Here is a 26,830-nt window from a genome sequence, read left to right as displayed (position 1 = left end):
GGGACACGCCGGGCGTATGCTGTGGGGTACTTCGGCCTGTCCAGTAGTTCTTTTGTGCGATGGTGCCCTTTTCTGGATTTCGAGAGTGTCGGCGTTGTCGGGCCGAGGCTTTAAGCGGGGCGAAAGTCCGGACGGCGGTGGCCAGGTGGGTCATCTCGGGGCAGGCGTCGGTCAGCTGTTCCCGGAGATCGCGATGTCCGGCCTTGAGGCTGTCGGGCCTGGTGAGACGTCGTTTCCAATGGTGTGATCATTCGTTGAACCGTGCATGACGGATCTGGTTGCGCGGCTGGTGCCGGACGAGTTGTGGGTGCTGTTCCGGCGGGTGGTGCCGCCGACGGAAGCCATACGTCCGCAAGGTGGTGGCCGACGTCGAGCGGGTGACCTCGAGGCATTGGCGGCGATCATCTTCGTAGCAACCTCGGGCTGCATGTGGCGGCAGCTGCCGCCGGTGTTCGGCCCGAGCTGGCAGACGGTCTACCGGCGCTTCGCCCGGTGGAGCCCGGCCCGGGTCTGGGCCCGCCTCCACCGCGCCATCCTCGACGAACTCGGGGCCCACGGGGAACTGGACTGGTCGCGCTGCACGATCGATTCGGTCAGCATGCGGGCTACAAAAGGGGGCCTCTGACGGGACCGAATTCGACCGACCTTGGCAAGCCTGGATCGAAAATCCGCCTGATCACCGACCGGAACGGACTGCCGATCTCGCTGGGCGTTTCCGGCGCGAACATGCACGACAGCCTCGGTCTTGAACCACTCGTTCGGGGCATCCCGCCGATCCGATCCCGCCGAGGGCCTCGTCGACGGCACCCCGCCAAGCTCCACGGAGACTAGGGCTACGACAACGAGAACCTGCGTCGACGGCTCCGCGAACGCGGCATCCGCCACCGCATCGCCCGCAAGGGCATCGAGTCCTCACAACGACTCGGCCGCCACCGACGGGTCGTCGAACGGACCGTGTCCTGGCTCGCCGGCGGCCGTCGGCTCCACCGCCGATACGAATGCAAGGCAGAACATCCCAGCCCACCCGAATCCGCCTGCGGATCCGGACTCCGGCAGGGTGAGGGCGAGGATCTCGTCCGAGACCGACAGGGCGACGAAGACCTCTCCCCCGGCCACGCACTGCGCCGCTCTCAGAGGCCCCGCCCTGCGGCCACGGCTCCGAGCGGCCGGTAGGAGGAGGAGCCGGTCTTCGCCATCAGGGTGAGCCGTTCCGCCGCCGTGTCGCACGAGACCACCACCTCCCCCCACCTCACCCCTGTGTTCCGGCTCCGGTGCGGAGGTCCTCGCCGTGTCCCGCCCCAAGCGCGCGCAGCGAAGCGCGCCCTACCGTGATACCGGCACGAGCTCAGCGAAAGGCGCCGAAAGGGTGTCAACTGTCTGTAACTGGCTGGCATACGACCGGCCTGGCCAACTGATCGCATACCGGATTTTCCGGTATGGGCTGCCGCCTCAGCCTTCCCCCCGGCGCACAATCTCGGTGACTGACGACCAGGTTCCTCACGTTCCCGGAACACTCCACCACGTTGAGATCTAGGTCCCCGACCTAACACGGACGATCGCCGACTGGTCTTGGCTCCTCGAGGACCTCGGCTACCCCCTTCACCAGAGCTGGGAGAACGGCCGCAGCTGGCGACTCGGCCCCACCTACCTCGCCTTCGAGCAGTCCCCCGCCCTCACCACGGCCCGGCACGACCGGTGCTCGCCCGGCCTGAACCATCTCGCCTTCCACATCGAGAGCCCGGATCGAGTTGAGCTTCTGACCGCGAAGGCCCGCGAGAACGGCTGGATGCTCCTGTTCCCCGACCGCCATCCCCACGCCGGCGGCGACCATCAGCACGTCGCCCATCTCGAATCCCGCGACGGGTTCGAAATCGAACTCATCGCCCCGCACACGGCATAGCCGGGCTGGACGCCTCTTTGTCCACGCTCGCCTGCACAATCACCGCGCTCGTCGCGGCAACATCCTTGATCAGGTTCCCCCGACCTTGCAGCATCCAGTCGACGGAGCGACCTAAAAGGCCGCCAGCACGCGGCCGGGCACAGCCCGTCCGGCTCAGCGGCCACTCCCCCGTATGGGCACGATCCCATCACCGCGGCTACCTGCCACGGCCCGACTACGGGCGGGCGCAGACCGGCGATGCGCGGGTATCGCGGGCGCGGCTGAGAACGCGCCCACCGGGCCCGGGGTGGTGCCCGGTGTGGTGGCGGCGCGAGCCGCGGCCGCGATACCCGAGTGTCTCCACCAGAGGGTTAGCCGACCAGTTCCGCCTTGTTCATCGCGACCACGGTGTTCGACGAGGCGGCCGAACCGGATGTGGCGAGCTGTGCGGCGGCGCCGATCAGAAGGGCGGCACCGAGGGCGAGCAGAGCGAGAGAGGTACGGAACTTGCGCATCGGGTGCACTTCCTTGGAGTGGGTCGGTCAGATGGGACGAACCGCCTCGCCGGCGGCCTTCCGACAGTAGGGCGAGCCCGCCGGCGGACGCTACCTCTCCGCTCAGGAACCCCGGCGGTGGTGGCCCGCACCCGCCGACCAAATCCGAAAGAGACCTACTGTCGGCGTACAAGTGAACGTGGCTCTGGCAAGATTTTCGTAGCCGGAGATCATCCCGGGGTGAGGGTTGGCTGGTCCGCGTAGCGGCGGCGTAGGTGGGCGACGAGTACGACTCTGTGACGGAGGAGTGGGACGCCGGCGCGGCCTGCCATGATGCGTTTCTGGAGCTTCACGTCGGTGATGCGGCCCTCGTTGACTCCGGAGTTGTAGGGGCTGGTGATCCCTTGGGCCACCGCGTGTCGGTCTTCGCGTAGGGCGGTTGCGATGGCGGCGAGGGGCGGAAGTCCGCTGTTGGTGAGGTGATCGAGCCAGGTCGGCAGTGGTGTGGCGTCGCGGTTGTCGAGCATGGCGGCGAACTGGCGGATCAGTTCGTGGGTGCGGTGAAGTTCCGGGCAGTGGTCGAGGAGCCGCCGCAGGCGCTCCGCCGTCTGGGGGCTGTGCCGGACCGGGGTAGCGATGATCCAGCGTGCGGCTTCGCGTGGAGAGGGCGGTCGTTCGCGGGGCTCGTCCAGGGGCAGGCCGCGTCGCAGCGGTGCCAGGGCCATTTTCACGCGTTGGTAGTGGCCCAGGTAGCCCTTGCCAGCGAGTTCTTGGTGGAGGATTTTGGCGCTGTGTTCGCCCTCGTCCCAGCGTTGTTGCAGGTAGTCGAGGTACGGGTCCAAGGTGGACGGGCGGCGGGGAGCACGTCGCAGCACCTCCTGCCAGGTCCGGGCCCTGGCGTATTTGCGGACGGTGCGGCGGTCAATTGCGAGTTCGCGGGCCGCGGCGGCATAGGGGCGGCCAGCATCAGTGAGCGCGTGGACGGCCTCGAAAAGCCGTTGAGCGTGCCGGCCGGCGGGCGTGTCCTGCCCGGGTTCCGTCTCCGTCGAAGGAGGCTCCGGACCGGCCGGTTCGGGGGCGGGGAGAGCGGCGGGCAGGCAGCCGCGGTGGGCGGCGGTGACTTCCTGAACGCGCCGGGACAGGCCCTGCCACAGGTGAAAACGGTCGCTGACCTGGACGGCGTCGGGGGCGCCGTCGGCGATGCCCTGCCGGTAGGTGAGGGAGCCGTCGCGGCAGCCGATCTCGACTCCGGGATGCGTCCGGAGCCATCGGCTGAGCTGTTCGGCGTCCCGGCCTTCCCAGAGCGTGAGCGGGAGTCGGGTGGTGGCGTCGACCAGGAGGGTGCCGTAGGTGTCGCCGTAGAGCGCGAAGTCGTCCACCCCCAGCACCCGGGGTGTGACCAGTGGGGGTAGCGGCACCCGCATCAGCTGGGCGAGCACGGTGCACCGCGAGAGTCTGACGTTCAGGACCCGCAGCATCCGGGTCCCGCCCCGGCCCGCCAGCACAACACCGACCGACTCGACCAGGTGCTGCAGCAGCGGCGTTCGCCGCTGGTAGCGGACGGTCAAACCCGGTATCTGTTCGGCGAAGGTCACCTTCGGGCAGGACGCGTTCTCGCAGTACAGACGGCGCACGGACAAGTCGATCCGGACCGGCCGGCCGCCGAGCGCCGCATCGGCGAGGTGCCGGACATAGCGGCTGTGGGTCCAGTCGCTCAAGACACCGCACCCGCTGCATCTCACTAGAACGCGAGAGCGGGTACGAGCCTCGATCACCACGACAGGACCGGAAGTATCAGCCGAGAACACCAGCAACCCGGCCAAGTGCGGTAAGAGCTTTGACAGTTCAACAGAACACACTCAAAGGCTGCCCATTCCGCAAACCGAGCGACTGCCCGCATGAGGATGATCTCCGGCTACGAAAATCTTGCCAGAGCCGCCCTCCGTGGCTCTGGCAAGATTTTCGTAGCCGGAGATCATCTTGGTTCGACGGGGGCAGAGTGAGCCTCTGCGGTACCGCCCAGACCTCGAATTCGTCGAGGCCTGTACCGACACAAGTCACACCAAGGGGGCAGGCCAGAGTGGCTGACGTCAGAGTCACCTACGACGAGGGCGCGAACGCGGCCTACGTCTACCTCACCGATCCGCATGTTCGCACCAAGTCCTCGCGGATGTACCCCTGTGATCCGGTGCAGGTCGGCGGCATGATCAACCTTGACTTCGACGAGCAGGGGCGCCTCATCGGCATCGAGGTACTGGCGGCCAGCTCCAAGCTGCCCGAGTACCTGCTCACGTCATCCGAGCGTCTGGACGCGGAAGGTGCATGAGCCGGTTGAGCAGGAGAGGTACCTCTCGCCGCATTAGGTTGGAAGGCCGGCTGTGCAGGGGCCGGGGTACGGGGCACTGGCTCCGCGTTCCGGTCGGCAAGATGCACACCGACCGCTACGTCCCCCTGCACCCTCAGCCCAAGATGCTGCTGGACGACTGGCTATCGCACCGTCCCGAGGGCTTGCGTTCGAACCTGCTGTTCACCGATCACGGTCGTCCGGTCAACGCCTCCCGCATGGTCCCGGGAGCCCCGGTCGATCCGCGGGTCGTGGCGTGGCTCAGAGCCCACGGCCCGGGCATGAGCCGGGTGGCCTCGGTCTGTACGGGATCGGTACTCCTTGCCGAGGCGGGTCTCCTGGACGGTGTGCGCGCGACCACGCACTGGAGCCGGGCCGAGGAGATGGCCGCCGCCTACCCGAAGGTGCGCGTGGATCCGGAGCCGATCTTCATCCGGCACGGCAGGATCTGGACGGCGGCCGGCATCACCAGCGGCATCGACATGGCCTTGGCCTTGGCCTTGGTGGAGGCGGACCACAGCCGGGAACTGTCCCTCGCGGTCGCGCGCCAGATGGTCGTCTTCCTGCGCCGCTCCCACAACCAGAGCCAGATCAGCGCGCAGCTCCAGGTTCAGATCGCCCACCGCGACAGCCTGCGGGCAGTCCAGGACTGGATCTCCGACCACCCGGACGCCGACCTCAGCGTCGAGGCTCTCGCCTGGCGCGCGGCGCTCTCCCCCCGGCAGTTCACCCGGGCCTTCACCCAGGAAACCGGCATGTCACCGGGTCGCTACGTGGCCAGGGTCCGGCTGGAAATGGCATGCCGGCGCCTGGTGAACCGGCGGCACGACAGCATGGACCACATCGCCGCCTCGTGCGGCCACCCCAGTGCGGAAGCCATGCGGCGGGCGTTCCAAACCGCGCTGGGGACAGCCCCGACGGAGTACCGCGACGCGCACTGAACCCGGGATCCCAGTTGCCGACGCGCTGCACCGGACAGCGGTCCGGCAACGTCCTGGCGTACACGTCGCCCAGTGTCGTGGGCGCCGTCAGCCGTCAGCCGTCATTCGCGTCAAGACAGCGGGCGGGAGCCGACGACGACTCCGGGAAACGATTCCCATTTACTTGACTTAGCTTTCGCACTTTCCCGCAGGAAATCACGAAGCGAAATGAAAGCCGTTTCCCTCAGCGGCTCGATTGGCGGGATGTACGACCTTCCAATTCTGGCCTTTCTGGAGCATTGTCGATTCTGTTCGAAGATGCAGGATTCGGTAGGAGAAGGGACTGCTGAAAATGAATTCGTTGTGGATGGTTACTGTTCCGACAGAGGGTTCCTCAGCCGGGCAGCGCGTCCGGGGAACACAGAGCTTCGTCGTCAGGGCGGGGCGGCGCAACGCCGCCGTGCGCTCCGCCCTGGCCCGTGCGATGACCACGCATGCGCGGCGGCGCCGTCTGTACGCCAGGATCGACCCGTCCCAGGTGACCGTAAGCGAGCTGGGTCAGGGGCAGGCGGTCAGGTGACTCGCAATCAGCAAGTGCGGGCGGATGTCTTCATCGTGGAAGCCCACGAGATCGCGCGGCGGGGAATCCGGCATTTGCTGTCGGCCCGGTTCACGGTCGTGGGTGAAGCGGCCACAGCCGCAGACGCGCAGCGCCTGATTCCCCGTATGGCACCCCAGGTCGTGGTGCTGGACATCCGGATGCCAGACCAGAGCGGTCTGCGCGTCTGCCGCCTCCTGTCCGCCCAGCACTCCGGAATCCGCTTTCTGCTGATGTCGGACACCATCGACGAGGCCACCGAGGCGACAGCCGTGACCTCTGGGGCATGGGGTCTGATCGGCAAGAACGTCTCAGGACCCGGTCTGGTCACTGCGGTCGAAGCGGTGGCGGAGGGCCGTTCACTCTTCGACGCCAGTGCGATCACCAGCACCGCCGCCGTGCTCCGGTCCGGGCGACTGGACCACTCCGGCGGCCATGAGCTCAGCGAGGAGCAGCGCCTGCTGCTCCTCCTGATCGCCCGCGGACTCACCAACAAGGCGATCGCTGAGAAGCTGTCAGTCGCCGAGCGGGTCGTCAAGTACCGCTGCCTGCTCCTGTACAAGGCGATCGGCGTCCACAACCGGGCACAGGCCGCGGCCTACGGGAGCCGACTCTTGGTCTGGCGAGTCAGGAGTACCTGACTCGCACCGCACGTCCCCCTCCCCCGCCTGCCGACGCACTGTGGCAGACGAGACGCCTCGGAAACACACATGACGCGACCCGCACCCCTGAGCCGGCCTGTATCCGGTCTGCTGATAATCGGCACACTGCCGTACTCGGCATGGCTCCTCGAAAGCCTCATGCCCACCGGGCTCGATCCTCTGACCTCGTACGTGAGTGAGCTGTCCGCACGGGACCGGCCCAGCAGCGGAATCTTCCGCGCCAGCGACTTCGCCGCCGGGACCCTATTCCTCCTGGCCGCCGGCCTCGCTCTGCCGCACGAGCTGAGAGCCGTGCCCCGGCCCAGGTGGGCCGTCACCGGCTGGAGCGCCCTCATCCTCTTCGCCCTGGGCTCCCTCGGCGACGCGCTCCTGCCGATGTCCTGTGCTCCCACCACCGACCTCGAATGCTCCCGGCTGGAGACCGCGGGCCTGCTCCCCTTCACCCACCAGGCACACACCCTCACCAGTACCGCCGGCACAACCACGGTCCTGATAGGCGCACTTGCCCCGAACACCGCCGCACACCGCTACAACCGGTGGCCGCTGCTGCAGACCATGGGAGGACCCCTGCTCGGACTCGCCTTCGCGGCAACCCTGTGGACGTTGACGGCCTACGTCTCCACCGGCACCGCCGGTGCGGCCAGCAACCAGCTCGGCCTAGCCCAGCGAACCCATCTGCTGCTCATAGCAGCCTGGACGACAGCCCTCGCAGCCAGCATCTGGCACTCCCCGACTCGAGGAACTGCACCGTCCTCGCCCGATTCACCAAAGCCCACCCCAGAAGCCGGCCCCCTCACCACGGTAAGGGCCGACCACCAACTCGCCTCACGTCCGATCGACCGAAGGAGAACCACCGTGAAAGCCACCAAGCGGTCATGGAGGGTCGCCGCCATAGGAGCCATACTCCTCTCGGTCGCCCTTCCCGCCACGTACCTGGGCACAACTACCGCACAGGCCCAGGCCGCAGGAAGCCCGAGTCCCACCGACGAGCCCACCATGGAGGACACGAGCCCTCCCATAGGCGACCCCATCACCTGCGACAACGGCCCCCTCCCCGACACCGACCAAGCCGCGCTCGACGCCACAGGGCTCAACGACGTCCAACCGCCTCAGTGCTGAGGCGGCCGGGGTGTCTCCATGAAGTTGTGACGGAAGCCAGCACTGCTCGCCGAACACCGACTAGACGGTAGTAGGGGCACCCTCCGGGTCCGGTCTGGCGGGCAGGAGCGTCGTCCTGTCCGGCGCGGGTCGGATATCCGACCCGGCCAGAGCGGCAGGACGGAGGGTCCCGGGCCCGTACCGGGCTCGGGCCCGGTCGGTGACGGCTTCGATGGTCAAGGCGCGGTCGGAGTCGGGGTCGAAGCTGAGCTGCTCAGCAGCCTCCGCCGCAGGACTGTGATCCTGTGCGCGCAGGCCAATCGCGCGGACGCGGGCCCGCTGCGGGCCGAGGACGTCGTAGAGCTCGTAGGCGGCACCGGCGAGCAGGCGGGTGTGGGCAGTGGGCTCGGGCAGCTTACGGCTGCGCGAGCTCGTGGAACGGTCGGCATACCGAATGGACTGGGCGAGCTGGCCGGCGATCTGCTGCTTGTCGCGGAGCCGGCCACCGAGCTCCTCAGCCAGGTCGAGCAGGGCCCGGCGATGCTCGACGGGGTCGAGGACGTCGTGGTCGAAGTCCCGCACGGCGTTCACGGACTTCGCGATCGGCTGCGGCTGAGGCTGGACGGTGCGCAGGTCGTAGCGATGGGCGTGGGCGTGGAGCGAGCGCCCGGTCGAGGCGCCGAATATCCTGGTGAGGGCGGGCAGGGGTGCGTCGGCGAGGTCGCCGATGGTGTAAAGCCCGTAGGAGCGGAGCTTGCTGGCGGTGGCGGGGCCGACGCCGTGGAGGGCGGCGACGGGGCTCGGTCTCAGCCACGCCTCCACGTTGCCGGCTTCGACGATGCGGGTCGGCTCCGCCAGGTGCCAGCGATAGAAGCCCGACCGGGAGACCCACAGGATTCTGCACAGCCGCTGGATGCCGTACTCCACATGATGGTCGGAGATGAACCGCCAGCGGCCGGTCAACGCCCCGTCTCCTTGGCAAAATACTGGGCAGCCTTGCGGAGGATCTCCTTCTCCAGCTCCGGCTCCAGCTCACGGACCTGCTTCCGCAGCTGCTTCAGCTCCTCACGCCCGGACGGCGTCCCCGTGTCACCCTCCCCGCCGGTGGCGGGCCGGGCCTCGCGAACCCACTGGCGCAGCGACTCGCCGTTGACTCCGAGCTCCTTGGCCACCGAGCCCTCTGTCCGTCCGTCCGTCCGTCCGGTGGACAGCACCAGCTCGACCGCGTCCCGCTTGAACTCCTCCGAACACCGGGCAGCACCCACCACGACACCTCCACCGCGGATCCCGCGATCCGATCTTCAAGAGATGTCCACAGACGGGGGCAAACCCCAGCACCAGCCTGCCCCGCCACCACGACCAGCGACCCGGTGGACCTTGCGGTCACAGCACGTGCTGTGACCGCAAGGTCCACCGGGTCGCGGTGCCCGGCACGGCACCTCGCCGTGTTCTCGGACCAAGATGGTACGTCCGGTACGAGCCGCGGCCCTCCGCCCGGGGGCCCCTCCCAGCGGTAGTTGGGGGAGATTCACCGCACCGGACGCCGCGACCCGCCAAACTTCTCCAGCCACAGCACTAGCTGATGTGGCCGGCCGTGTCGCTTCTTCGTCGCGCGCCGATTTGGCTATACGACGGGGGTGTCCTGGATGGGTTCGAAGCCGGTGCCGCAGGTGCCCGGGAGGTTGGCCGGGGTGAATGGCGTGGAGGATGTGTCGCAGCGGACCTGGTGGAGCACCCCGTCCTTGGCCAGCAGGCTGATGTAGAGGTAGCCGGGGTTTCCTTCGGTGACCGATGCGGCGGTGTCCGTGATGCACGTCGGCGCGTTGGCGAGGGTCCCGAGGTTGATCCACACGCCGGGGTTACGGCTGTCGTTGAGGAAGGCGTGTCCTTGCCGGTCGGTTGCGACCCGGAAGATCGTTCCGACGGGAAAGCCGACGAAGTCCGGCGCGGCGGTACTGAGGTCGCGGCCCGTGACGCACTTCCTCTTATGCTCGTCATGCCTGGCGTCCTCGGACTCGGAGGACTTCTTGGGCTGGGGGTCAGAGTTCATGCCGCTGGCGGCCGCGGACGGCACCATGAGCGTTCCGAGGAGCAGGGCCCCTGATACCGCCGAAATACCTCGTGCAGCCCAAGTCAGCTTCTTCATGTGATTCCTTTCCGAGCGTGCGGGTCTGTTGCCTGGCCGAACATCCCCGATGCACGCGGGATGCACACACGGTGCGATGAGGTGTCACTCATCGAGAGCATGATGTGGCTCTGAACGGCGGCGGCCAGGTGGCTGGATCCCCGGAGGAAATCCAGCGGTGCAGGAACGGAGAGAAATCGCCCGTCAGTCCCGGGCAGACGGGGGCAGACGGGGGCAGACGGGGGCGGTGGGGGCGGTGGGATCGGTGGGAGTGTTGGGCTGCGCGTGGAGTTCACCGTCCGCAACACCGGGCGCCGCAAGGGCACCGAGGTGGCCCAGGTCTACGTGGGCCCGTCCCCGGACCTGAAACTGGACCAGCCGGTGCGGGCGCTGGCCGGCTACCGGCGGCTCACCCTCGCGCCCGGCGAGGCGCGCCGGGTCTCCCTGGACATCGACGCGCGCACGCTGTCGTCCTGGGACCCGGGGCGCCACGCGTGGGTGGTGGGATCGGGCCGCCGCGAGGTGTTCGCGGGCCGTTCCTCGCGCGAACTGCCGCTGCGGGCAAAGGCTGTGGTGGCGACCGGATAGGCTGCCCGTTCGGCCTGTCACAGGGGGCGGGCCGGGCGGAGACTCTGGAGGACGTACCGGTGCACATCCAGGAATGGCTGGAGACGATTCCGGCGGTCAGCATCTACCTCCTCGTGGGGATCGTCATCGGCCTGGAAAGCCTCGGAATCCCGCTGCCCGGGGAGATCGTCCTGGTCAGCTCGGCGCTGCTGGCCTCGCAGCAGGGGCACATCGACCCCGTGGTGCTCGGCGTCTGCGCGACCGCGGGGGCGATCATCGGCGACTCGATCGGCTACGCGATCGGGCGCAGGGGCGGCAAGCCGCTGCTGGAGCGGCTGGGGCGGCGCTTCCCCAAGCACTTCGGGCCCGACCAGGTGGCCCTCGCGGAACGCTCCTTCGACAAGTGGGGCATGTGGGCCGTCTTCTTCGGGCGGTTCGTGGCGCTGCTGCGCATCTTCGCGGGCCCGCTGGCCGGCGTACTGCACATGCCCTACTGGCGGTTCCTCGTCGCGAACGTCCTCGGCGGGATCCTGTGGGCGGGCGGCACGACGGCGGTCATCTACTCGATCGGGATCGTCGCCGAGCCGTGGCTGAAGGGCTTCTCCTGGGTGGCGCTCGCCCTGGCGCTGCTCTTCGGGATCGGAGTGACGGTGGTCGTGCGCGGGCGGATGAAGAAGGCGGCCGAGGCGGCGCGCGCCGAGGCCGCTGCCGAGGCCGCTTCGGACTCGGCTCCCGTGGCCGGGGCCGTGCTCGCCGACTGAGTGCGCCGAGCGCGCTCGGCCGGTTCGGCCGGCTCAGCCGGCCAGTGGGTTCCCCGCCCTCCCGTGGGCGGGCGGGGGAGGCGCCTCACGCGTCCGGGGCCACCGAAGCGCGGTGCTGCTTGGCCAGTTCGGTGTACATCTGGGCGTTGACCTTGATGCCCTCGCGCTCCTCCTCGGTCAGCTCGCGCCGCACCTTCGCCGGGACGCCGGCGACCAGCGAGCCGGGCGGGACCACCATGCCCTGCGGGACCAGCGCCTGGGCCGCGACCAGCGAGCCGGCGCCGATCACCGCGCCGTTCAGGACGGTGGCGCCCATGCCGATCAGGCAGTCGTCCCCGACCGTGCAGCCGTGCACGACGGCGTTGTGGCCGATGGAGACGCGCTCGCCGATGGAGACCGGGAAGCCGGGGTCCACGTGCACGGTGCAGTTGTCCTGCACGTTGCTGTCGGCGCCGAGGACGATCGGACCGCAATCGGCGCGGAGCACCGCCGAGTACCAGATGCTCGCGCCCGCGCCCAGGGTGACGTCGCCGACGACGACGGAGGTGGGGGCGGTGAACGCCGTCGGGTCGATCTCGGGGTTCTTCCCGCCGACACCCGCCACGAGTGCCTGGGCCGCCTGCTGCGTCATGTGTTCTCTTCCTCTGTCGGTACGTCGTGTCGCGCTACGGGCGCCGTAGGGCACGCGGTCCGCGCTCCCGGAGATGGGGTGAAGATCACGGCGCGGTCCGGGCACCGGGCGCGCTACGGTGACCGGGTGGCGAAGAACCAGAACACGTTCTCATCCCTGACGGCCCTGCGCCGGCGGCTCGCCGGCCGCGCCGCCCACGCGGGCTGGCGCTGGATGCAGCGGGCCGGCGCCGTGACCGCGCAGACCCCGGGAGGGCTGCGCTTCGGGGCGATCGGGCAGGGCACCAGGCTCGCCTTCCCCCAGGGCACGGTCTTCGGTGAGCCCTGGATCAGGCTCGGGGACCACTGCATCATCGGGGAACAGGTCACGCTCACCGCCGGGATGATGCCGGACCTCGACCTCGGCGCGGAGCCGATGCTCGTCCTCGGCAACGGCGTGGTCATCGGACGGGACAGCCATGTCATCGCCGACACCCGGATCACGATCGGCGATGACACCTTCTGCGGTCCCGGGGTGTACATCACCTCCACCAACCACAGCTACGACGATCCGCACGAGCCCGTCGGCAAGCAGTGGCCGCGCAGCGCGCCGGTGGAGATCGGCCCGGGCTGCTGGCTGGGTACGGGATCGGTGGTCCTGCCCGGGGCGCGGCTGGGCCGCAACGTCGTGGTGGCCGCGGGTGCCGTCGTACGGGGCGAGGTCCCGGACCACGCCGTGGTGGCGGGGGCGCCGGCGCGGATCGTACGCCGCTGGGAGCCCGAGACGGGCTGGCAGCCGCCCCTGCGCACCCCGGCGCCGGTGCCGATCCCCGACGGGGTGACGCCCGAGCAGCTGTGCGCGCTGGCGGAGCTGGCGGAGGCAGAAGCGGAGTGAGCGTCGTGCTCGCGGTGGAGGGGACCCCGGCCGCCGCCGGACTCGTCCTGCGGCCGTGGGGCGCCGCGGACGCCGGGGCGCTGGTCGAGGTGTTCCGGGATCCGGCGCTGCGGCACTGGCTGACGCGGCACGTCGACGGCGTCGAGGACGCGCGGAGCTGGCTCGAGGAGCAACGGCTCGGGTGGGAGAGCGGGAACCGGCTGAGCTTCGCCGTGTACGAACCTCCGCGCGAAGGGGCGGACGAGGGCCCGCCGGTCGCCAACGTGGTGCTGAAGCGGACGGGCGCCGGGTCAGGGTCAGGGTCAGGGACCGGGTCCGTGTCCGGGGCCGTGTCCGGGACCGGGTCGGGCTTGCTGGAAGCCGGCTATTGGACGGCGGCGCGCGCCCGGGGCCGCGGGGTCGCCTCCCGGGCCCTGGGGGCCGTCACGGCCTGGGCGTTCGAGGTCTTCGCGGCCGAGGGCCTGGCGCGGATCGAGCTGATCCACCAGGTGGACAACGAGGCGTCCTGCCGGGTCGCGGAGAAGGCCGGCTTCTCCTTCGAGCGGATCCTTCCCGCGATGCCCCCGTACCCCCTGGACGGCCACCTGCACGTCCGGCACGCGCCGGACGGGAGCCGTACGCGGTACTAGCCCGCCGCCAGCAGGACCGTGCCCGCCAGGGCCAGGCCGGCGCCCGCCGCCTGGACGGTGCGCAGGCGTTCCTTGAGGACGGCGAAGGCGGCCAGCGCGGTGATCACCGGGTAGAGCGAGGAGAGCACGGCGGCCACCGTGACCGGGCCGTGCTGGGCGGCGATGGAGTACGTGCCGTTGGCCGCGACGTCGGCGAGTCCGACGAAGGCGAGCGCCGGGAGCAGCCCCCACAGGAGCCGCAGGCCGCCCGTCCCCGCGGGGAGGGCCGGGATGCCGCGCCGGGTCCGGACCCACAGGGCGGTGCCGCCGACGGCGACGTTGGTGACGCGCTGGACGAAGAGCGCGAGGAACAGGCCGGGGATCGTGGAGGAGGCGGGCGCGATCAGGGCCATCACCGCGCCGAAGCCGAAGGCCGCGACGAGGGTGAGGACGACCGCCTGCCGCTGTACGGGAGCGTCGCGCAGCTCCGGGCCGCCGGCCAGGACGATGCCCGCCACGGCCACCGCGATGCCGGCGAACCGGCCGGTGCCGGGCCGCTCGCCCATCAGCAGCCCGGCCGTCACCGGCACGACGACGCCGAGCGAGCCGAGCGGGGAGACCACGCCCATCGGGCCCAGTGCCAGCGCCTTGTAGAAGCTGAGCATCGCGACGGGCCCCACCAGGCTCGCCCCGACCGCGAACCAGAGCTGCGGTCCCGCCAGGCGCCGGTGCCCAGCACCACGGCGCCGAGCACGGCGACGGCGAGGACCTGGGAGGCGACCACCACGGTGAGGGCCGGTATCCGGCGGGTCAGCAGCCCGCCGCCGAAGTCGGCGAGGCCTCGCGGCCCGTGCGGGGGTGAGCCGCGGCATGATCATCCAGATCGAGCAGGCCCGTACGAACCCCAGCGTCGGCACGACGGTCAAGCTCGCCGACGCCCTCGGCGTGAGCATCACCACGCTGCTCGACCATGAGCGGGGCCCCCGGGTGAAGGTGGTGCTGCCGGGGCAAGGGGTGCGGATGTGGTCCACCGAGGGCGGCAGCGGCGCGCACATGCTGCTCGGCGACGACCGGCGCGGGCCGGTGGAGATGTGGACCTACCGCCTGGAGCCCGGCGAGGGGACCGCCTCGGACCCGCACCCCCCGGGCACCTTCGAGATGCTGCACGTCACGCTCGGGGAGCTGACGCTGGTGGTCGCCGACGAGAAGTACTCCGTACCGGCCGGCGGGGCCGTCTCCTTCGAGGCGGACGCCCCGCACGCCTACCGCAACGAGGGCCCCGGCCCGGTGGAGATGACGATGGCCGTCTCCATCCCCCCGGTGGCCGCCCGCGGCTGACCCCGGCGCCGGCCGGGCAGCCCCCGGCTCCGGCCTCAGAGCGCGGGGATCTCGATCGCCGGGCAGCGGTCCATGACCATGTCCAGGCCGGCCGCGCGGGCGCGCTCGCCGGCGGCCTCGTCGATCACGTTCAGCTGGAACCAGACCGCCTCCGCCCCCTTCGCGACGGCCTCGTCGGCGACGGAGCCCGCCAGCGAGCTGTTCACGAAGACGTCCACCACGTCCACCTTGAAGGGGATCGCCTCCAGCGAGGGGTACCCCTGCTCGCCGTGGACCGTCTCGGCCTTGGGGTGCACGGGGACCACGCGCTTGCCGTACCGCTGGAGCACCTGGGCCACGCGGTAGGCGGCCCGGTCCTCGTTGTCGGACAGGCCCACCACGGCCCAGGTGTCGCCGAGCTCGGTGAGGACCTTGCGGATGGTTGCCGGATCGCCGTACACGTGTGCCGCCTCCTGCTGTTTCGCCTGCCTGCTGACCACTGCCAGGTCAATCAACAGAAAGGACGCATGTCCGATTCCCCGTAGGGTGGACGGGTGAAGGCAGACCAGTACGTGACGGTGGCCCGCGAGGGCGTGCACGAGTCGGAGATCAACCGCTCGAGGTTCCTGTGCTCGCTCGCGCCCGCGGCGACCGAGCGGGAGGCGCAGCAGTTCGTCGCCCGCGTCCGCAAGGAGCACCCCGCCGCCTCGCACAACTGCTTCGCCTACGTCATCGGCGCCGACGCCTCCGTCCAGAAGGCCAGCGACGACGGCGAGCCGGGCGGCACCGCCGGCGTGCCGATGCTGCAGATGCTGACCCGCCGGGACATCCGCTACGCCGTCGCCGTCGTCACCCGCTACTACGGCGGGGTGAAGCTCGGGGCCGGCGGGCTCATCCGCGCCTACGGGGGAGTCGTCGGGGAAGCCCTCGACGAGCTCGGCACCGTCACCCGCCACCGCTACCGGCTGGCCACCGTCACCGTCGACCACCAGCGGGCCGGCAAGACCCAGAACGACCTGCGCTCCACCGGCCGCACCGTGCTGGACGTGCGCTACGGGGCCGCCGTGGAGATCGAGATCGCCCTGCCCGAGGCCGATCTGCCCGCCTTCGGGGCCTGGCTCGCCGACAGCACCGCGGGCAGCGCCACCCTCACCCCCGGCGGGGAGACCTACGCGCCCTGAGCGCCGGGGGCGGCCCGTGGGACGCCGGGGAAGCGTTAGCGTAGAGGGGTTCAGGCAGCGGGGTTCAGGCAGCGGGGCCCAGGGTTCATCCAGCAGGGGGAGACGGTATGCGCGGCGGGGCCGGCGAGTGAAGTTCCTGCACACCTTTTTGGCGCATTCCTTAGCATGAATGCTCCTTCGAGCACAAACATGCAGGTCAAGCGTCTGAGCCTCGCCTCTCGGCGGGGCCCTCCCGCATCCCCGTGCTGACCTGGTGCTGACCTCTCATCACCCGTCATCACTCCTGGGAACCTCAACCGTGCTGGGTCGGTGCTGACTTAGGAAAGCCCAGCCTCGATGCCTTTGGGGGTGTGTCGGCAAGCGGAGCGACCAAGATCGGACCGGCGAACTGGCGAGATCGGTCTGAGCGGTGACAGGTATGGACGGTAGGCGTAAGTGAGCCACCGCGGACCGATGCGGTCCGATCCCTGCGGGAGTGGAATGCATGGGTGGCATGATTCCGCCCGGCTTCAGGCCGCACATCTTCCGGACTGGAAAATGTGTAGTCGGTGAACATGCCCGGGGTGCCGAGGAGCCCGTGTGCGATTGAATCTCGGGCGGCGTAAGGGGGAATGCTCGTAGTACGGCCGCGCGCCCTCCCTCGGCCCGCGACGGGTCGGCCTGTGAAAGCGCAAACTAGCCCCACCTGATTCGCGCCATCGGGAGCCAGGATGAGCCGTACCACCCCGCCGCGGGCCCGAGTAGCAGATCAGAGAGGATGCCGTCCGGTGACTTGCTCCCACCGATCCGGGCAGCCTCCAGATCAGCCTTCACCGCCCTCACGCGAGCATCATCGCGATGTTGGCGGAAGTGGAGCCCGCCTGTCGGCGATCTGATTCCACTGCGGCTGTGTCCGCGAGCACCACTTCCAGGGCTTCCTCGGCGGCTTCGATGGCACGAGGCGACGCTTGCGTTTCGGGAGGAGCGGGCGCGCAGCGTGTCTCCCCATGGGTTCAGAGCCAGTCACGCCGCTTGAAGATCACGTACAGGCTGAGGCACACGATGGCCATCAGTGCGACGGCGAAGGGGGTAGCCGAGGACCCAGCCGAGTTCGGGCATGGTCTCGAAGTTCATGCCGTAGATCGTGCCGACCAGGGTGGGTGCAAAGAGGATGGCCGCCCACGAGGAGATCTTCTTGAAGTCGTCACCCTCACACCGCTGACCTGGAGAAATTGCCTATGCGGGCGGTCTGACCTGCAGTGATCGTCCTTGCCGAGTCTTTCGCCCTGCTGCCCGTTTATGCAGCCGATTCTCCCCAGCTGCCCCCCAACGAGGCCTCATTCCCCCCAGATTCCCCCCAGCAGAGGGTACCTGGCGGCGGATTGCCGCTGGCTGGCTGGGACCGTGATCCCGGCGGGAGCCGCCCCTTGTGCACTACGACGGCGGCGGCGAGCGGCCCAACCGACCAGTCGCTCCGCGGGTCAGGAATCCGCCGAGGCGCGAGCCCCTCTGCGTGCCGACAGTCCTCGCATCAGGCGGGCCGCGCCGGCCGCGTAGGCGATGCCGAAGAGGAGTGAGGCCAAGAACGCCAGGTGCCGGGAGAACCCGTCGATGAGCGGGAAGATCTGCCAGTGCGTCAGGTAGATGTACAGGGAGCTGGTCGCGAGGAGGCCGGCCAGTTGGTTCAGGCGCTCCCGGCTGGGGAGGCTGGGCACCCACACCAGGAGCACGAATCCGGCGACGATGATCGCCTCTCGCCCGGGGTCCCCGGGGAAGAAGCCCGGCACGGTGGCCAGGGCCGCGAGGGTGACCAGGAGGCGCTGTCGCACGGTGGCGGCCTTCGCCGCCGCCCAGCCGAGGGCGAACAGCCAGAACACGGTGACGGCGTCGGGGATGTGCTCGCGCTCCGGCAGGCCGACGATGTCGTAGCGGGTGAGGAGTCCCAGGCCGGCGAGGGCCAGGGGCAGGGCGTACGGGAACCGGCGCTCCGCCCGGTCCACCGCGGGCAGGCTCAGGAGGCCGACGGCGGCGATCAGGATGTAGACGAGGGCCTCGATGAACCAGAAGTGCATACCGGTCTTGAGGCCGTCGGGGCCCATGACGCTGTCGAGCAGGAAGAGATTGGCGAGGGTGTAGTCGTCGTTGAGGAGCAGGATCAGGCCGATCCAGGCCATGCTCGGCAGCGCGACGCGGGCGAGGCTGGTCCAGCCCCGGCGTACGCGTACGCGCCGATCGGCAGAAGTGAGGTGGAAACGGGCGAAGTTGTATCCGGCGACCGCGAGCAGGATGTGCGCCCCGCCCTTGATGCCGAACACCTGGATGTGCGAGCCGACGATGCAGAAGATCGCCAGGGCGCGGAGCGCGACGCTCGTCTCCAGGGTCCGCCTGCGGGAGGTGTCCGCGTGCTCGGGCGGCCTGAGGTCCCGGATCGGTGTCGTGTGCCAGCCGGCCGGCAGGTGACCGAGCCGCTCTTCGAGCTGGATCGACATCTCCACGTACGAGAGCGAATCGCCGCCCAGGCTGACGAAGGAGCTGTCGTCCGTCACGTCCGACCGGTCGAGGACCCGTGCATAGAGCAGGTGCAGGGGTTCGGGGGCGCCGTCCGGCATGGCCGCGGGGCCGGTGGTGGTGCCAGTAGTGCCGGTGGTGCTGTCGGGCGCCTGACGGGTCAGTTTGCGCACGGCCCGGTAGTCGGGCTTGCCCGAGGGGAGGCGGGGGAGGGCGGCCAGGACGCGGACGTGCACGGCGCGGGCCGGTAGACCGCAGTCGTGGGCCACGCGCCTGGCTATCCGGCGGGCGTCCCGGTCGTGGCCGCCGACGGCCGCGATGCGCAGTGCCTCGTCGTCGCCGGTGCACAGGGCGCTGACGCCGTGCCGGGCGAGCATCGCCTCGACCTGCCCGGGGTCGATGCGCAGGCCGAGAATCTTCGCGAACCGGCTGCTCCGGCCGACGATCTCGTACAGCCCGTCGGGCGAGCGGCGGGCGATGTCGCCGGTGCGGAGTTCGTGCACGGTCCGGCCCAGCGCGAGGTCGTCGGGGGAACGGGCGTAGCCGAGCATGACGTTGGGGCCCGAGTAGACCAGTTCGCCGATGTTCTCGTCCGCGCCGTCCGCGCCGTCCGCGCCGTCGGGGTGGTCGGCACTGTCGGGTAGCGGCCGAAGGCGGAAGGAGCCGCCGGGGATGGGGATCCCTGCCGCCTCGGGGCGGGATTCCGCGAGGTGCGGCGGCAGGTAGGCCATGCGCGCCGTCGCCTCGGTCTGGCCGTACATCACGAAGAGCTTCCAGCCGGCTGTGCGGCCGAGTGCGGCGTACCGGCGGACCTGGTCGGGTGCCAGGCGCCCGCCCGCCTGGGTGACGTAGCGCAGGTGGGGCAGTTCCATGGAGGCGAAGCCGACCCGGTCGAGCAGGTCGAAGGTGTACGGCACTCCGGCGAGGGCCGTCCCCCGCGCGGCTTCGAAGAGCTCCCAGAAGCAGGTGTCGGCGACCGACAGGTCGGTCAGGATCAGTCCGGCGCCGCGCAGGAGGTGGCTGTGCACTACGGACAGGCCGTAGCAGTAGTGCAGGGGCAGGGTGGTCGCGGCGCGGTCGGTGTCCCGGATGTCCAGGTACTGGGCGATGGCCTCCGCGTTGGTCTGGAGGTTCTCGTGCGACAGCCGGACGAGCTTCGGCGATCCGGTCGAGCCCGAGGTGCTGAGCAGCAGGGCGAGGTCCGGGTGCAGGTCGTGCGCGGAGACCTCGCGCCGCTCGTCGAGCAGCACGCCCCCGCCCCCGGGGCGGGCCACGACGTCCGGGTCGTACGCGTCGATCAGCGACTGGACGGCTTCGGGGTGGTCGCCCGGCACCAGGAGGACGGGGTGCCCGGCCGCGAGGGCGGCCAGGTGGACGACGAGGGCGTCGACGGTGTTGGTACCGACCAGCAGGACCAGGCGGCGTTCCCGGCCGAGGCGGCGGGCCGTCCTGTCCACGCGTACGGCCAACTCGGCATAGCTGACCGCGCCGTCGGCCGTGATGACGGCGGTCCGGTCGCCGTGGGCGGCGAGGCCGAGGGCGAACGGGACGGACGCGGTGCCTGGGAGTAGGTCGGGAAGGACTGTCACGGGCGCATCTTAGGAAAGCCTTACCTCGCCCGATAGTCACAGGAAAGTCACAGAGGACTCATGGAAGGTCCATAGGAAAATAAGCGGTAAGGTCGGCTTCGCCGATGTGTGGGCGCGGTCGAATTGTTGCGTGCGTCACCTTGACCTTTAGGTTAGCTTTACCTTACTTATGGGGCGTTACCCGGTTCTCCGCTGCCCTTCTAGGAAGGCTTCCCATGCGACGCCCCTTGGTCCGACGCCTGACCGCGCTCTTCGCGGCGGCACTCCTTCTCCCCGCCGTCGCAGCCTGCGGCGTAGACGAGGACGACGCGGGCCTCGTCATCTACTCGGGCCGCAACGAGAAGCTGGTCAAGCCGCTCCTCGACGAGCTGGAGAAGGCCGTCGGCACCACGGTCGCCGTCCGCTACGGCGAGAGCGCCGAACTCGCCGCCCAGATCCAGGAAGAGGGCGGCAAGACCAAGGCCGGGCTGTTCTTCTCCCAGGACGCCGGCGCCCTCGGGGCCCTGTCCACCAAGGGCCTGCTGGAGAAGCTTCCGCAGGCCTCCCTCGACAAGGTGGACCCCGGCTTCCGCGGTGGCGCGGGCGACTGGGTGGGCACTTCAGGGCGGGTCCGCGTCCTCGCGTACCACCCCGGACAGGTCTCCAAGGTGCCGGACACCGTCCACGATCTGGTCAAGCCGGAGTGGAAGGGGAAGGTCGGCTACGTCCCGACGAACGCCTCCTTCCAGGCCTTCGTCACCGGCATGCGCGTCCTGGAGGGCGACGACGCCACCCGCACCTGGCTGAAGGGCCTCAAGGCCAACGAGCCGAAGGTGTACGACAACAACCTCAAGGTGCTGGAAGCGGTCGGCAAGGGCGAGGTCTCGCTCGGACTGGTCAACCACTACTACTGGTACGAGCAGGTCGCCGAGAAGGGCGAGGCCAAGGTCAAGGCGAAGATCCACTTCCTCGCCGGTGGTGACGCGGGCGGTCTCGTCAACACCGCCGGTGTCGCCATCGTCAAGGGAAGCGACCAGGCCCCGGTCGCCCAGAAGGCCGTCGACTTCCTGCTCTCGGAGAAGGCGCAGAAGTACTTCGCCGAGGACACCAAGGAGTACCCGCTCGCCTCGGGCGTGACCAGCACGGTCAAGGGCCTTCCGCCGCTGGCCTCCCTGGACGCACCGAAGATCGACCTCGGGAAGCTGGAATCGCTTCAGGAGACCCTGAAGATGCTCCAGGAAGCCGGGATGGTCTGACCCCCATGCCCTCCACGGATCCCGTCACGCCGACGGATCCCGCCACTGCCCACCGCCCGGACGGCGCCACCGCGCCGACCGGGCGGTGGCGTGCCGGCCGCCGGCCACCCTCCATCCTGCTCGTCCCCGCGGCCGTCGCCGCTGTGTTCGCCCTGCTGCCCCTCGGCTACCTCGCCGTCCGCTCCCTGGAGCGCGGCCCGGCCTTCGCCTGGGACGTCGTCTCCGACGAGCGCACCGCCCAACTGCTAGGCCGCAGCCTCGGACTGGCCGTCGTGGTCGTCTCGGCCTGCCTGGTCCTGGGCGTCTCCCTGGCCTGGCTCACCGTACGGACCGACCTGCCCGGCGGCCGGGCCTGGTCGGTGCTGGTGACCCTGCCGCTGGCCGTGCCCAGCTACGTCGCCGCCTTCGCCTGGCTGTCCGCCTTCCCGGAGCTGGCCGGCTTCACCGGGTCGGCCCTCGCGCTGACGCTGGTGAGCTTCCCGTACGTCTACCTGCCCGTCACCGCCGCACTGCGCGGCACCGACCCGGCGCCGGAGGAGGTCGCCCGCTCGCTGGGCCACGGGCCGCTGAAGACCTTCCTGCGGGTCACGCTGCCGCAGCTGCGGCCCGCGGCCGCCGGCGGAGCGGTACTCGTCGCGCTGTACGTGTTCTCCGACTTCGGCGCCGTATCGCTGATGCGGTACGACACCTTCACCCGCGGCATCTACACCTCCTACCGGGCCAGCTTCGACCGCACTCCCGCCGCCGCCCTCAGCATCGTCCTCGTCGTGATGACCATCGCCCTGGTCGCCGCCGAAGCACGGACCCGGGGCCGGGCCGGCCACGCGCGAACGGGCGGCGGCACCGCCCGCCCCGCCGTTCCCGCGGTCCTCGGCCGCTGGCGGGCCCCCGCGCTGGCCTGGTGCGCGGCCGTCACCGGCGTCGCCGTCCTCACCCCGCTGGCGACCCTCGGGTACTGGCTGGCCGTCGGCAACTCCGCGACCTGGGACCCGGCCACGCTCCTCGACACCGCCGCCACCACCCTCGGCGTCGCCGCCGCGGGAGCCGCGCTCACCACCCTGCTCGCCCTGCCGGTCGGAGTGATCGCCGCGCGCTACCGCGGCCGGACCGCCCGGCTGCTGGAGCAGTCGGCCTACGCCGGCCACGCGCTCCCCGGCATCACCGTCGCCCTGTCCCTGGTCTTCTTCGCGGTCCGCTACGCCGAACCGATCTACCAGGAACTCCCGCTGCTGGTCTGCGCGTACGCCGTGCTCTTCCTGCCCGTCGCCGTCGCGGGGACCCGCGCGGCCGTGCTCCAGTCCCCGCCCGTCCTGGAGGACGTGGCCCGCTCGCTGGGCCGCTCCCCGCTGCGCGTGCTGCGCGAGGTGACCGTGCCGCTGGCCGCCCCCGGGGTCGCCGCCGGAGCCGCGCTCACCTTCGTCGTGTGCATGAAGGAACTCCCCGCCACCCTCCTGCTGCGCCCCACGGGAATGGACACCCTGGCCACCCGCCTGTGGACGGAGACCGGCACCGGATCCTTCGCCGCCGCCGCGCCCTACGCCGCCGCGCTGATCCTGCTGGCCGCCATCCCGTCTTATCTCCTCGGAAGGCACCGCACATGACCGACCTGCAGATCGCCGGACTGGCCAAGGCGTACGGCCCCGGTGCGGCGCCGGTCCTCGACGGCCTCGACCTCACGGTCCCCGGCGGCGCGCTGACCGCCGTCCTCGGTCCCTCGGGCTGCGGCAAGACCACGCTGCTGCGCATCATCGCGGGCTTCCTGCGCGCCGACGCGGGCACCGTCACCCTCGACGGACGCGCGCTCAGCGGCCCCGGGGTCCACCTTCCGCCCGAACGCCGCCGCATCGGCATCGTGCCCCAGGAGGGCGCGCTCTTCCCGCACTTGAGCGTGGCCCGCAACGTCGCCTTCGGCCTGACCGGCCTCGACCGGTCCACCCGGCACCGGCGCACGGAAGAGATGCTCGAACTCGTCGGACTGGCCGGCTACGGCGACCGCATGCCGCACGAGCTGTCCGGCGGCCAGCAGCAGCGCATCGCCCTGGCCCGGGCCCTGGCACCGCAGCCCGCCCTGGTCCTCCTCGACGAGCCGTTCAACGCCCTCGATGCCGCCCTGCGCACCGGCGTACGGGCCGACGTGCGCGCAGCCCTGCGCGCCACCGGAGCCACCGCCCTGCTCGTCACCCACGACCAGCAGGAAGCCCTCTCCACGGCCGACCTCGTCGCAGTCGTCCGGGACGGCCGGGTCGCCCAGTGCGCCACACCGCACGAGGTGTACAGCCGTCCCGCGGACCCTTGGGTGGCCGCCTTCGTCGGTGACGCGGTCCTCGTCACCGGCACCGCGGACCAAGACGTGGCGGCCACCGCGCTCGGCCGTATCCCGCTGACGGATCGGCCCCGCGGGGTCCGCGACGGCGTGGTGCTGCTCCGGCCCGAGCAGCTCCGGCTGACCGACCCGGATGGGGCCGAAGCCCGTGGCACGGTGACTGACGTCCGCTTCTACGGCCACGACGCCATGGTCACGGTTGCGGTGGACGGCATTGACCAGCCCATCGACGTCCGAGTCCCCACCCCAGCCGCCGCACGCCCAGGCGAGCGCACAGGGATCGAGGTAGTGGGAAAGGCGACTCTGCACTCCGCCGCCGTGTGATGCGCCCGTATCCGAGGTGTACATCGTGACTGGTATGCGGAGCTACAGCCACGAGTCGCATGACCAGGTCCGGCTACCGCTTGGAGGGTTCCAGGTTGGGGCCAGCGGGGCACCTCGGTGAGGTAGCCGAGAAGGCTTCGGGGCCCCGCCGTAGAGCACGGCTCTGCACAGGTGCCGCCGCGGCTCTGAAACGCCGGACTCAAGCACTGCGCCTGCTGTGCTCCGGACAGTACGTCTGGCATCCCATACTCCGTCCTGGACCGGGAACCCCGGAGGCGCAGTCACGGTCCTGCACACTCACGGCCCGGGTCCTCGTCCAGCGGGCGGCCGGAAACCCGCGAGGCCCGCCACCCGGAGCACCCCTGCGGCACCTGAAGACAGGCTCGGACCAATTCGGAGCCACTCTGCCCGCCACCGGTCGGCGGGCAGGAAGCCGGCCGACAAGGATGGGGGCAGAGAGCATGGCCTCTGCAGGACGATGAGGCGCCCCGACCGCACCAAGGGGAATCCAGCGCGGTCAGACAGCCCGAACACACCGTCTGGAGGCGGGACATGTCGAGGAGGTTGCCGATCAGGTGGTCGAGGCGGTCGGCGCCGTCCTCGATGCCTTCCAGGAGGTCGGCCCGGTCCTCGTCGGACCATTGCACGTCGGTGGAACGCAGCGAGGTGACGGAGACCTTGAGCCCTTTTCAACCTGACGGTGGGGCTGTGGTGTTGGTCGGTGTGGGCTGTACGGAACGACGAAGCTCCTGGTAGACGGGTTCTCGACCAAGATCACCCGTGTCCGCCAGGAGCTTCGCGTGCTTCGCCCGCGCCGGGCCCCCCGCCCCGCCCGTACCGGCGGGGGCCCCGCGGCCCCGCAGACTTCGTAAGGACCCCCCACCATGTCCGGATCCCGCATCACCTTCCTCGAGGGCCAGGCCGGCCAGGGCGCAGCCCTCGCCCGGATCGCCGACCGCGTCCGCACCCAGCTCGCCTCCCCGGAGCTCGCCGGGCTGCGCGCCGCCGAACGCCCCCTCTTCACCGGCATCGGCGCCTCGTACGCCGCCCTCGCCGTCCCCGTACAGCAGCTGCGCGAGGCCGGGATCGTCACCCAGCGCGTGCTGTCCAGCGAGATCGAGACCGGCACCGCCGGCTTCGACACCGACTGCCTGATCGCCGTCTCCCAGGGCGGCCGCAGCTCCGAGACCATCGCCGCCTTCGAGTGCGCCGCCCCCGGCATCACCAGGACCGCGCTGCTCAACGTCGTCCCGTCGCCGCTCGGCGACCTCGCCGACCTCACCGTGGACCTCGGCAACGAGCCCGACTCGTACGCCTCGACCACCGGCTACACCGGGACCGTCGTGGCCCTCGACCTGATCGCCGGCGCCATCGCCGGCCGCGCGGGTGACCCGTGGGGCGACATCGCGGAGCAGACCACCGCGATCCACCGGCAGGCCACCGAGATCGTGGCGGGTCTGCGCGAGCGCGGCGCCCGCTGCATCGCCTCCGACGGCGTGGCCGCCGGCGCCTCCCGGGCCTCCGCCGAGGAGGGCGCGCTGCTGCTGCGCGAGGTGGTGCGGATGACCGCGGCCGCCTCGGCGACCCGCAACTACCTGCACGGCGAGATGGAGTCGGCGGGCAACACCCTGCACCTCGTCTACGGCGACGGCCGCGAGATCGAGCTGGCCCGCTCGCTGGCCGGCGCCGGCCACCTCACGCTGCTGATCACGGCCGCCGAGGTGGAGCCGGCGGACAGCCTGTCGGTCGTCCGGCTGCCCGAGGTCGCGGACGCGGTCCGCGTGGTCCTGGAAACGGTGGTCCTGCAGGAACTGGTCGCCCAGCTCAGTGCCGAGCGGGACGTCCCGATCGAGTCCTTCGTCTTCGCCAACGACGACACCAAGCAGGGCGGACTCGACATGTCCGACTTCGAGGTCGCGGCCTTCACCCAGGCCTAGTGCTGTGACCGGAAAGGTCCACCGGATCGCGGCGCCTGAGATCATCGGGCCATGGACTGCTTCGTGACGGCCCCCGCGGCCCTGCCCGACGACGGATGCGGGGCCTGAGGTGGAGGACGTACTGCGGCAGTTGCGCTCCGTCGGACCGTTCTTCACCGTGGCGTACGGGAAGGAGCCGCCCGGGCCCGGCTTCCGGCCGCTCGGCGAGCTGTACGGGGAGCGGCTCGGGGCCTACGTGGGCGAGGTGGGGCGGCGGATCGGCAGCGGGCCGGGCCGGGTGGCCGCCTCCACCGCGCAGTTCGGGATCGCCTCGAGGCTCTGGTCGCTCGCGCTCGGCTGCGCCGTCCTGGCCGGACGGGTGCCCGACCTCGGACCGGACCGCGTGTGGTGGCGGCTGCCCGGTGCGGGATCGCTGGAGCTGTGGCTCCCCGAGCCGGCCGGGCTGCCGGAGGAGGACCCGGCGCCGGCCCTGGCGCAGAGCGTGCTCGGGAACCTCGGAGTACTGGACGCGGCGCTGCGCGAGCGGTTCGGCGTCTCGCCGCGGGTGCTGCGCGGCAACGCCGCCTCCGGGCTGGTCGGCGCCGTCCGGGTGCTCACCGACCGGGTGCCCGGGGAGGCGGCGGCGTCCCTCGCGGCCGTACTGCTCGGCGCCGGGGGGCCGCTCGCCGGAACCGGCACCTACCTCCACGAACCGGGCCTCGGGGTGGCCTTCGTACGCCGCAGCTGCTGCCTGTACTACAAGGTGCCCGGCGGCGGCCTGTGCGGGGACTGCGTACTGCGGACCAGGTAGCGGTGCGGCCGTTCGGAGCACCGGAGGGTGTGGCGGACGGAGGCTCGCCCGGACGCGCTCCTACGTTCCGTGCAATAACCCAAGCTC

At 70.6% G+C, this 26,830-nt stretch carries 24 protein-coding genes and 5 pseudogenes; 17 read left to right on the top strand and 12 right to left on the bottom strand.

Annotated features, from left to right (window positions below; translation table 11 throughout):
• Positions 1 to 265: 265 nt before the first annotated feature.
• Positions 266 to 1,014: pseudogene (locus DRB89_RS28910) on the top strand (IS5 family transposase); the annotation flags it as partial.
• On the opposite strand, the gene DRB89_RS43235 reads toward DRB89_RS28910, so the two are convergent.
• Positions 913 to 1,116, bottom strand: a complete 204-nt coding sequence (locus tag DRB89_RS43235; protein WP_162688410.1) for a hypothetical protein — start codon at positions 1,114 to 1,116, stop codon at positions 913 to 915. The pseudogene DRB89_RS28910 and the gene DRB89_RS43235 sit on opposite strands and share 102 nt — an antisense overlap.
• Before the next feature lie 439 nt (positions 1,117 to 1,555).
• Here DRB89_RS43235 and DRB89_RS45000 point away from each other — a divergent pair, with 439 nt between their 5' ends.
• The gene (locus DRB89_RS45000) at positions 1,556 to 1,900 is read left to right on the top strand and encodes a glyoxalase (RefSeq protein ID WP_239516881.1); all 345 of its coding nucleotides are present in this window, start codon (positions 1,556 to 1,558) and stop codon (positions 1,898 to 1,900) included.
• 350 nt (positions 1,901 to 2,250) lie between these two features.
• Here the strand turns inward: DRB89_RS45000 and DRB89_RS43230 are convergent, their stop codons facing one another.
• Both DRB89_RS43230 and DRB89_RS28900 read right to left on the bottom strand, forming a co-directional pair.
• The gene (locus tag DRB89_RS43230; RefSeq protein WP_162688770.1) at positions 2,251 to 2,394 is read right to left on the bottom strand and encodes a hypothetical protein; all 144 of its coding nucleotides are present in this window, start codon (positions 2,392 to 2,394) and stop codon (positions 2,251 to 2,253) included.
• 209 nt (positions 2,395 to 2,603) lie between these two features.
• Positions 2,604 to 4,181 (bottom strand): ISL3 family transposase, encoded by a 1,578-nt coding sequence (locus tag DRB89_RS28900; protein WP_112453562.1) that lies wholly within the window; start codon positions 4,179 to 4,181, stop codon positions 2,604 to 2,606.
• A gap of 272 nt (positions 4,182 to 4,453) precedes the next feature.
• Between DRB89_RS28900 and DRB89_RS28895 the strand changes: the two genes are divergently transcribed.
• The 4 genes from DRB89_RS28895 (at position 4,454) to DRB89_RS28880 (ending at position 8,016) form a co-directional block, all read left to right on the top strand.
• Positions 4,454 to 4,699 carry a DUF2283 domain-containing protein gene (locus DRB89_RS28895; RefSeq protein ID WP_112449597.1) on the top strand — a complete coding sequence of 82 codons (246 nt, stop codon included), beginning with the start codon at positions 4,454 to 4,456 and terminating at the stop codon, positions 4,697 to 4,699.
• A 101-nt stretch (positions 4,700 to 4,800) separates the two neighbouring features.
• Positions 4,801 to 5,658, top strand: coding sequence for a helix-turn-helix domain-containing protein (locus DRB89_RS28890; protein WP_112453561.1), 858 nt, complete (start codon positions 4,801 to 4,803; stop codon positions 5,656 to 5,658).
• A 594-nt stretch (positions 5,659 to 6,252) separates the two neighbouring features.
• Positions 6,253 to 6,876, top strand: a complete 624-nt coding sequence (locus DRB89_RS43225; protein WP_162689079.1) for a response regulator transcription factor — start codon at positions 6,253 to 6,255, stop codon at positions 6,874 to 6,876.
• Between the two features lie 69 nt (positions 6,877 to 6,945).
• A complete protein-coding gene (locus DRB89_RS28880; protein WP_112449595.1) occupies positions 6,946 to 8,016 on the top strand; it encodes a DUF998 domain-containing protein in 1,071 nt (356 codons plus the stop codon).
• A gap of 60 nt (positions 8,017 to 8,076) precedes the next feature.
• On the opposite strand, the gene DRB89_RS28875 is transcribed toward DRB89_RS28880, so the two are convergent.
• The 3 genes from DRB89_RS28875 to DRB89_RS28865 all read right to left on the bottom strand — a co-directional run bounded on the left by DRB89_RS28875 (position 8,077) and on the right by DRB89_RS28865 (position 10,141).
• Positions 8,077 to 8,958 (bottom strand): hypothetical protein, encoded by an 882-nt coding sequence (locus DRB89_RS28875; protein WP_112449594.1) that lies wholly within the window; start codon positions 8,956 to 8,958, stop codon positions 8,077 to 8,079.
• Complete coding sequence (locus DRB89_RS28870; protein WP_162688768.1) at positions 8,955 to 9,260, bottom strand: transposase; 306 nt, start codon at positions 9,258 to 9,260, stop codon at positions 8,955 to 8,957. The genes DRB89_RS28875 and DRB89_RS28870 overlap by 4 nt, the downstream gene beginning before the upstream one ends.
• A 359-nt stretch (positions 9,261 to 9,619) precedes the next feature.
• The gene (locus DRB89_RS28865; RefSeq protein ID WP_162688767.1) at positions 9,620 to 10,141 is read right to left on the bottom strand and encodes a hypothetical protein; all 522 of its coding nucleotides are present in this window, start codon (positions 10,139 to 10,141) and stop codon (positions 9,620 to 9,622) included.
• Positions 10,142 to 10,405: 264 nt separating this feature from the next.
• Here DRB89_RS28865 and DRB89_RS28860 point away from each other — a divergent pair, with 264 nt between their 5' ends.
• Positions 10,406 to 10,708, top strand: coding sequence for a fibronectin type III-like domain-contianing protein (locus DRB89_RS28860; protein WP_239516376.1), 303 nt, complete (start codon positions 10,406 to 10,408; stop codon positions 10,706 to 10,708).
• A 59-nt stretch (positions 10,709 to 10,767) separates the two neighbouring features.
• Positions 10,768 to 11,448, top strand: a complete 681-nt coding sequence (locus DRB89_RS28855) for a DedA family protein (RefSeq protein WP_112451203.1) — start codon at positions 10,768 to 10,770, stop codon at positions 11,446 to 11,448.
• An 85-nt stretch (positions 11,449 to 11,533) separates the two neighbouring features.
• On the opposite strand, the gene DRB89_RS28850 is transcribed toward DRB89_RS28855, so the two are convergent.
• Positions 11,534 to 12,079, bottom strand: a complete 546-nt coding sequence (locus DRB89_RS28850) for a gamma carbonic anhydrase family protein (protein WP_112451202.1) — start codon at positions 12,077 to 12,079, stop codon at positions 11,534 to 11,536.
• A 126-nt stretch (positions 12,080 to 12,205) separates the two neighbouring features.
• Here DRB89_RS28850 and DRB89_RS28845 point away from each other — a divergent pair, with 126 nt between their 5' ends.
• Positions 12,206 to 12,952, top strand: a complete 747-nt coding sequence (locus DRB89_RS28845; protein WP_112453828.1) for an acyltransferase — start codon at positions 12,206 to 12,208, stop codon at positions 12,950 to 12,952.
• On the top strand, positions 12,949 to 13,581 hold the full coding sequence (locus DRB89_RS28840) for a GNAT family N-acetyltransferase (protein ID WP_112451201.1): 633 nt from the start codon (positions 12,949 to 12,951) through the stop codon (positions 13,579 to 13,581). Before DRB89_RS28845 ends, DRB89_RS28840 begins: the two co-directional genes overlap by 4 nt.
• On the opposite strand, the pseudogene DRB89_RS28835 reads toward DRB89_RS28840, so the two are convergent.
• Positions 13,578 to 14,401: pseudogene (locus DRB89_RS28835) on the bottom strand (DMT family transporter); the annotation flags it as partial. The gene DRB89_RS28840 and the pseudogene DRB89_RS28835 overlap by 4 nt on opposite strands.
• Here DRB89_RS28835 and DRB89_RS28830 point away from each other — a divergent pair.
• A pseudogene (locus tag DRB89_RS28830) lies at positions 14,401 to 14,898 on the top strand (XRE family transcriptional regulator); the annotation flags it as partial. The pseudogenes DRB89_RS28835 and DRB89_RS28830 overlap by 1 nt on opposite strands.
• Positions 14,899 to 14,933: 35 nt before the next feature.
• Here DRB89_RS28830 and DRB89_RS28825 read toward each other — a convergent pair.
• Positions 14,934 to 15,338, bottom strand: a complete 405-nt coding sequence (locus tag DRB89_RS28825) for a CoA-binding protein (RefSeq protein WP_112451200.1) — start codon at positions 15,336 to 15,338, stop codon at positions 14,934 to 14,936.
• A gap of 93 nt (positions 15,339 to 15,431) precedes the next feature.
• Here DRB89_RS28825 and DRB89_RS28820 point away from each other — a divergent pair, with 93 nt between their 5' ends.
• Positions 15,432 to 16,058, top strand: coding sequence for a YigZ family protein (locus DRB89_RS28820; RefSeq protein ID WP_112451199.1), 627 nt, complete (start codon positions 15,432 to 15,434; stop codon positions 16,056 to 16,058).
• Positions 16,059 to 17,050: 992 nt separating this feature from the next.
• On the opposite strand, the pseudogene DRB89_RS28815 reads toward DRB89_RS28820, so the two are convergent.
• Positions 17,051 to 17,249 (bottom strand): annotated as a pseudogene (locus DRB89_RS28815) (CorA family divalent cation transporter); the annotation flags it as partial.
• A gap of 269 nt (positions 17,250 to 17,518) precedes the next feature.
• Positions 17,519 to 20,134, bottom strand: a complete 2,616-nt coding sequence (locus tag DRB89_RS28810; RefSeq protein ID WP_112451198.1) for an AMP-binding protein — start codon at positions 20,132 to 20,134, stop codon at positions 17,519 to 17,521.
• Between the two features lie 215 nt (positions 20,135 to 20,349).
• Here DRB89_RS28810 and DRB89_RS28805 point away from each other — a divergent pair, with 215 nt between their 5' ends.
• From DRB89_RS28805 to DRB89_RS28795, 3 genes are read left to right on the top strand one after another with little or no spacing between them, the layout of a single operon-like run.
• Positions 20,350 to 21,369, top strand: coding sequence for an iron ABC transporter substrate-binding protein (locus tag DRB89_RS28805; RefSeq protein ID WP_112451197.1), 1,020 nt, complete (start codon positions 20,350 to 20,352; stop codon positions 21,367 to 21,369).
• A gap of 5 nt (positions 21,370 to 21,374) precedes the next feature.
• Positions 21,375 to 22,970, top strand: coding sequence for an iron ABC transporter permease (locus tag DRB89_RS28800; protein ID WP_112451196.1), 1,596 nt, complete (start codon positions 21,375 to 21,377; stop codon positions 22,968 to 22,970).
• Complete coding sequence (locus DRB89_RS28795; protein WP_112451195.1) at positions 22,967 to 24,016, top strand: ABC transporter ATP-binding protein; 1,050 nt, start codon at positions 22,967 to 22,969, stop codon at positions 24,014 to 24,016. The genes DRB89_RS28800 and DRB89_RS28795 overlap by 4 nt, the downstream gene beginning before the upstream one ends.
• Before the next feature lie 536 nt (positions 24,017 to 24,552).
• Here DRB89_RS28795 and DRB89_RS46070 read toward each other — a convergent pair.
• Positions 24,553 to 24,702 (bottom strand): annotated as a pseudogene (locus tag DRB89_RS46070) (histidine kinase dimerization/phospho-acceptor domain-containing protein); the annotation flags it as partial.
• A gap of 198 nt (positions 24,703 to 24,900) precedes the next feature.
• Here DRB89_RS46070 and DRB89_RS28780 point away from each other — a divergent pair.
• Both DRB89_RS28780 and DRB89_RS28775 read left to right on the top strand, forming a co-directional pair.
• Positions 24,901 to 25,953 (top strand): SIS domain-containing protein, encoded by a 1,053-nt coding sequence (locus tag DRB89_RS28780; RefSeq protein WP_112463474.1) that lies wholly within the window; start codon positions 24,901 to 24,903, stop codon positions 25,951 to 25,953.
• 130 nt (positions 25,954 to 26,083) lie between these two features.
• Positions 26,084 to 26,743, top strand: a complete 660-nt coding sequence (locus DRB89_RS28775; RefSeq protein ID WP_239516880.1) for a (2Fe-2S)-binding protein — start codon at positions 26,084 to 26,086, stop codon at positions 26,741 to 26,743.
• The last annotated feature ends 87 nt before the right edge of the window (positions 26,744 to 26,830 follow it).

Origin of the sequence: Streptomyces sp. ICC4 (genome assembly GCF_003287915.1) — a bacterium.
GTDB classification, from domain to species: Bacteria; Actinomycetota; Actinomycetes; order Streptomycetales; family Streptomycetaceae; genus Streptomyces; species Streptomyces tritrimontium.
The sequence above is the reverse complement of the archived record's forward strand: the minus strand, read 5'-3'. Positions and strand labels throughout refer to the sequence as shown.

Coding starts and splice junctions, on each gene's coding strand:
- DRB89_RS43230 (WP_162688770.1), bottom strand. CDS start 2,394: ATGCGCAAGTTCCGTACCTCTCTCGCTCTGCTCGCCCTCGGTGCCGCC.
- DRB89_RS28890 (WP_112453561.1), top strand. CDS start 4,801: ATGCACACCGACCGCTACGTCCCCCTGCACCCTCAGCCCAAGATGCTG.
- DRB89_RS28880 (WP_112449595.1), top strand. CDS start 6,946: ATGACGCGACCCGCACCCCTGAGCCGGCCTGTATCCGGTCTGCTGATA.
- DRB89_RS28865 (WP_162688767.1), bottom strand. CDS start 10,141: ATGAAGAAGCTGACTTGGGCTGCACGAGGTATTTCGGCGGTATCAGGG.
- DRB89_RS28850 (WP_112451202.1), bottom strand. CDS start 12,079: ATGACGCAGCAGGCGGCCCAGGCACTCGTGGCGGGTGTCGGCGGGAAG.
- DRB89_RS28805 (WP_112451197.1), top strand. CDS start 20,350: ATGCGACGCCCCTTGGTCCGACGCCTGACCGCGCTCTTCGCGGCGGCA.
- DRB89_RS28800 (WP_112451196.1), top strand. CDS start 21,375: ATGCCCTCCACGGATCCCGTCACGCCGACGGATCCCGCCACTGCCCAC.
- DRB89_RS28795 (WP_112451195.1), top strand. CDS start 22,967: ATGACCGACCTGCAGATCGCCGGACTGGCCAAGGCGTACGGCCCCGGT.
- DRB89_RS28780 (WP_112463474.1), top strand. CDS start 24,901: ATGTCCGGATCCCGCATCACCTTCCTCGAGGGCCAGGCCGGCCAGGGC.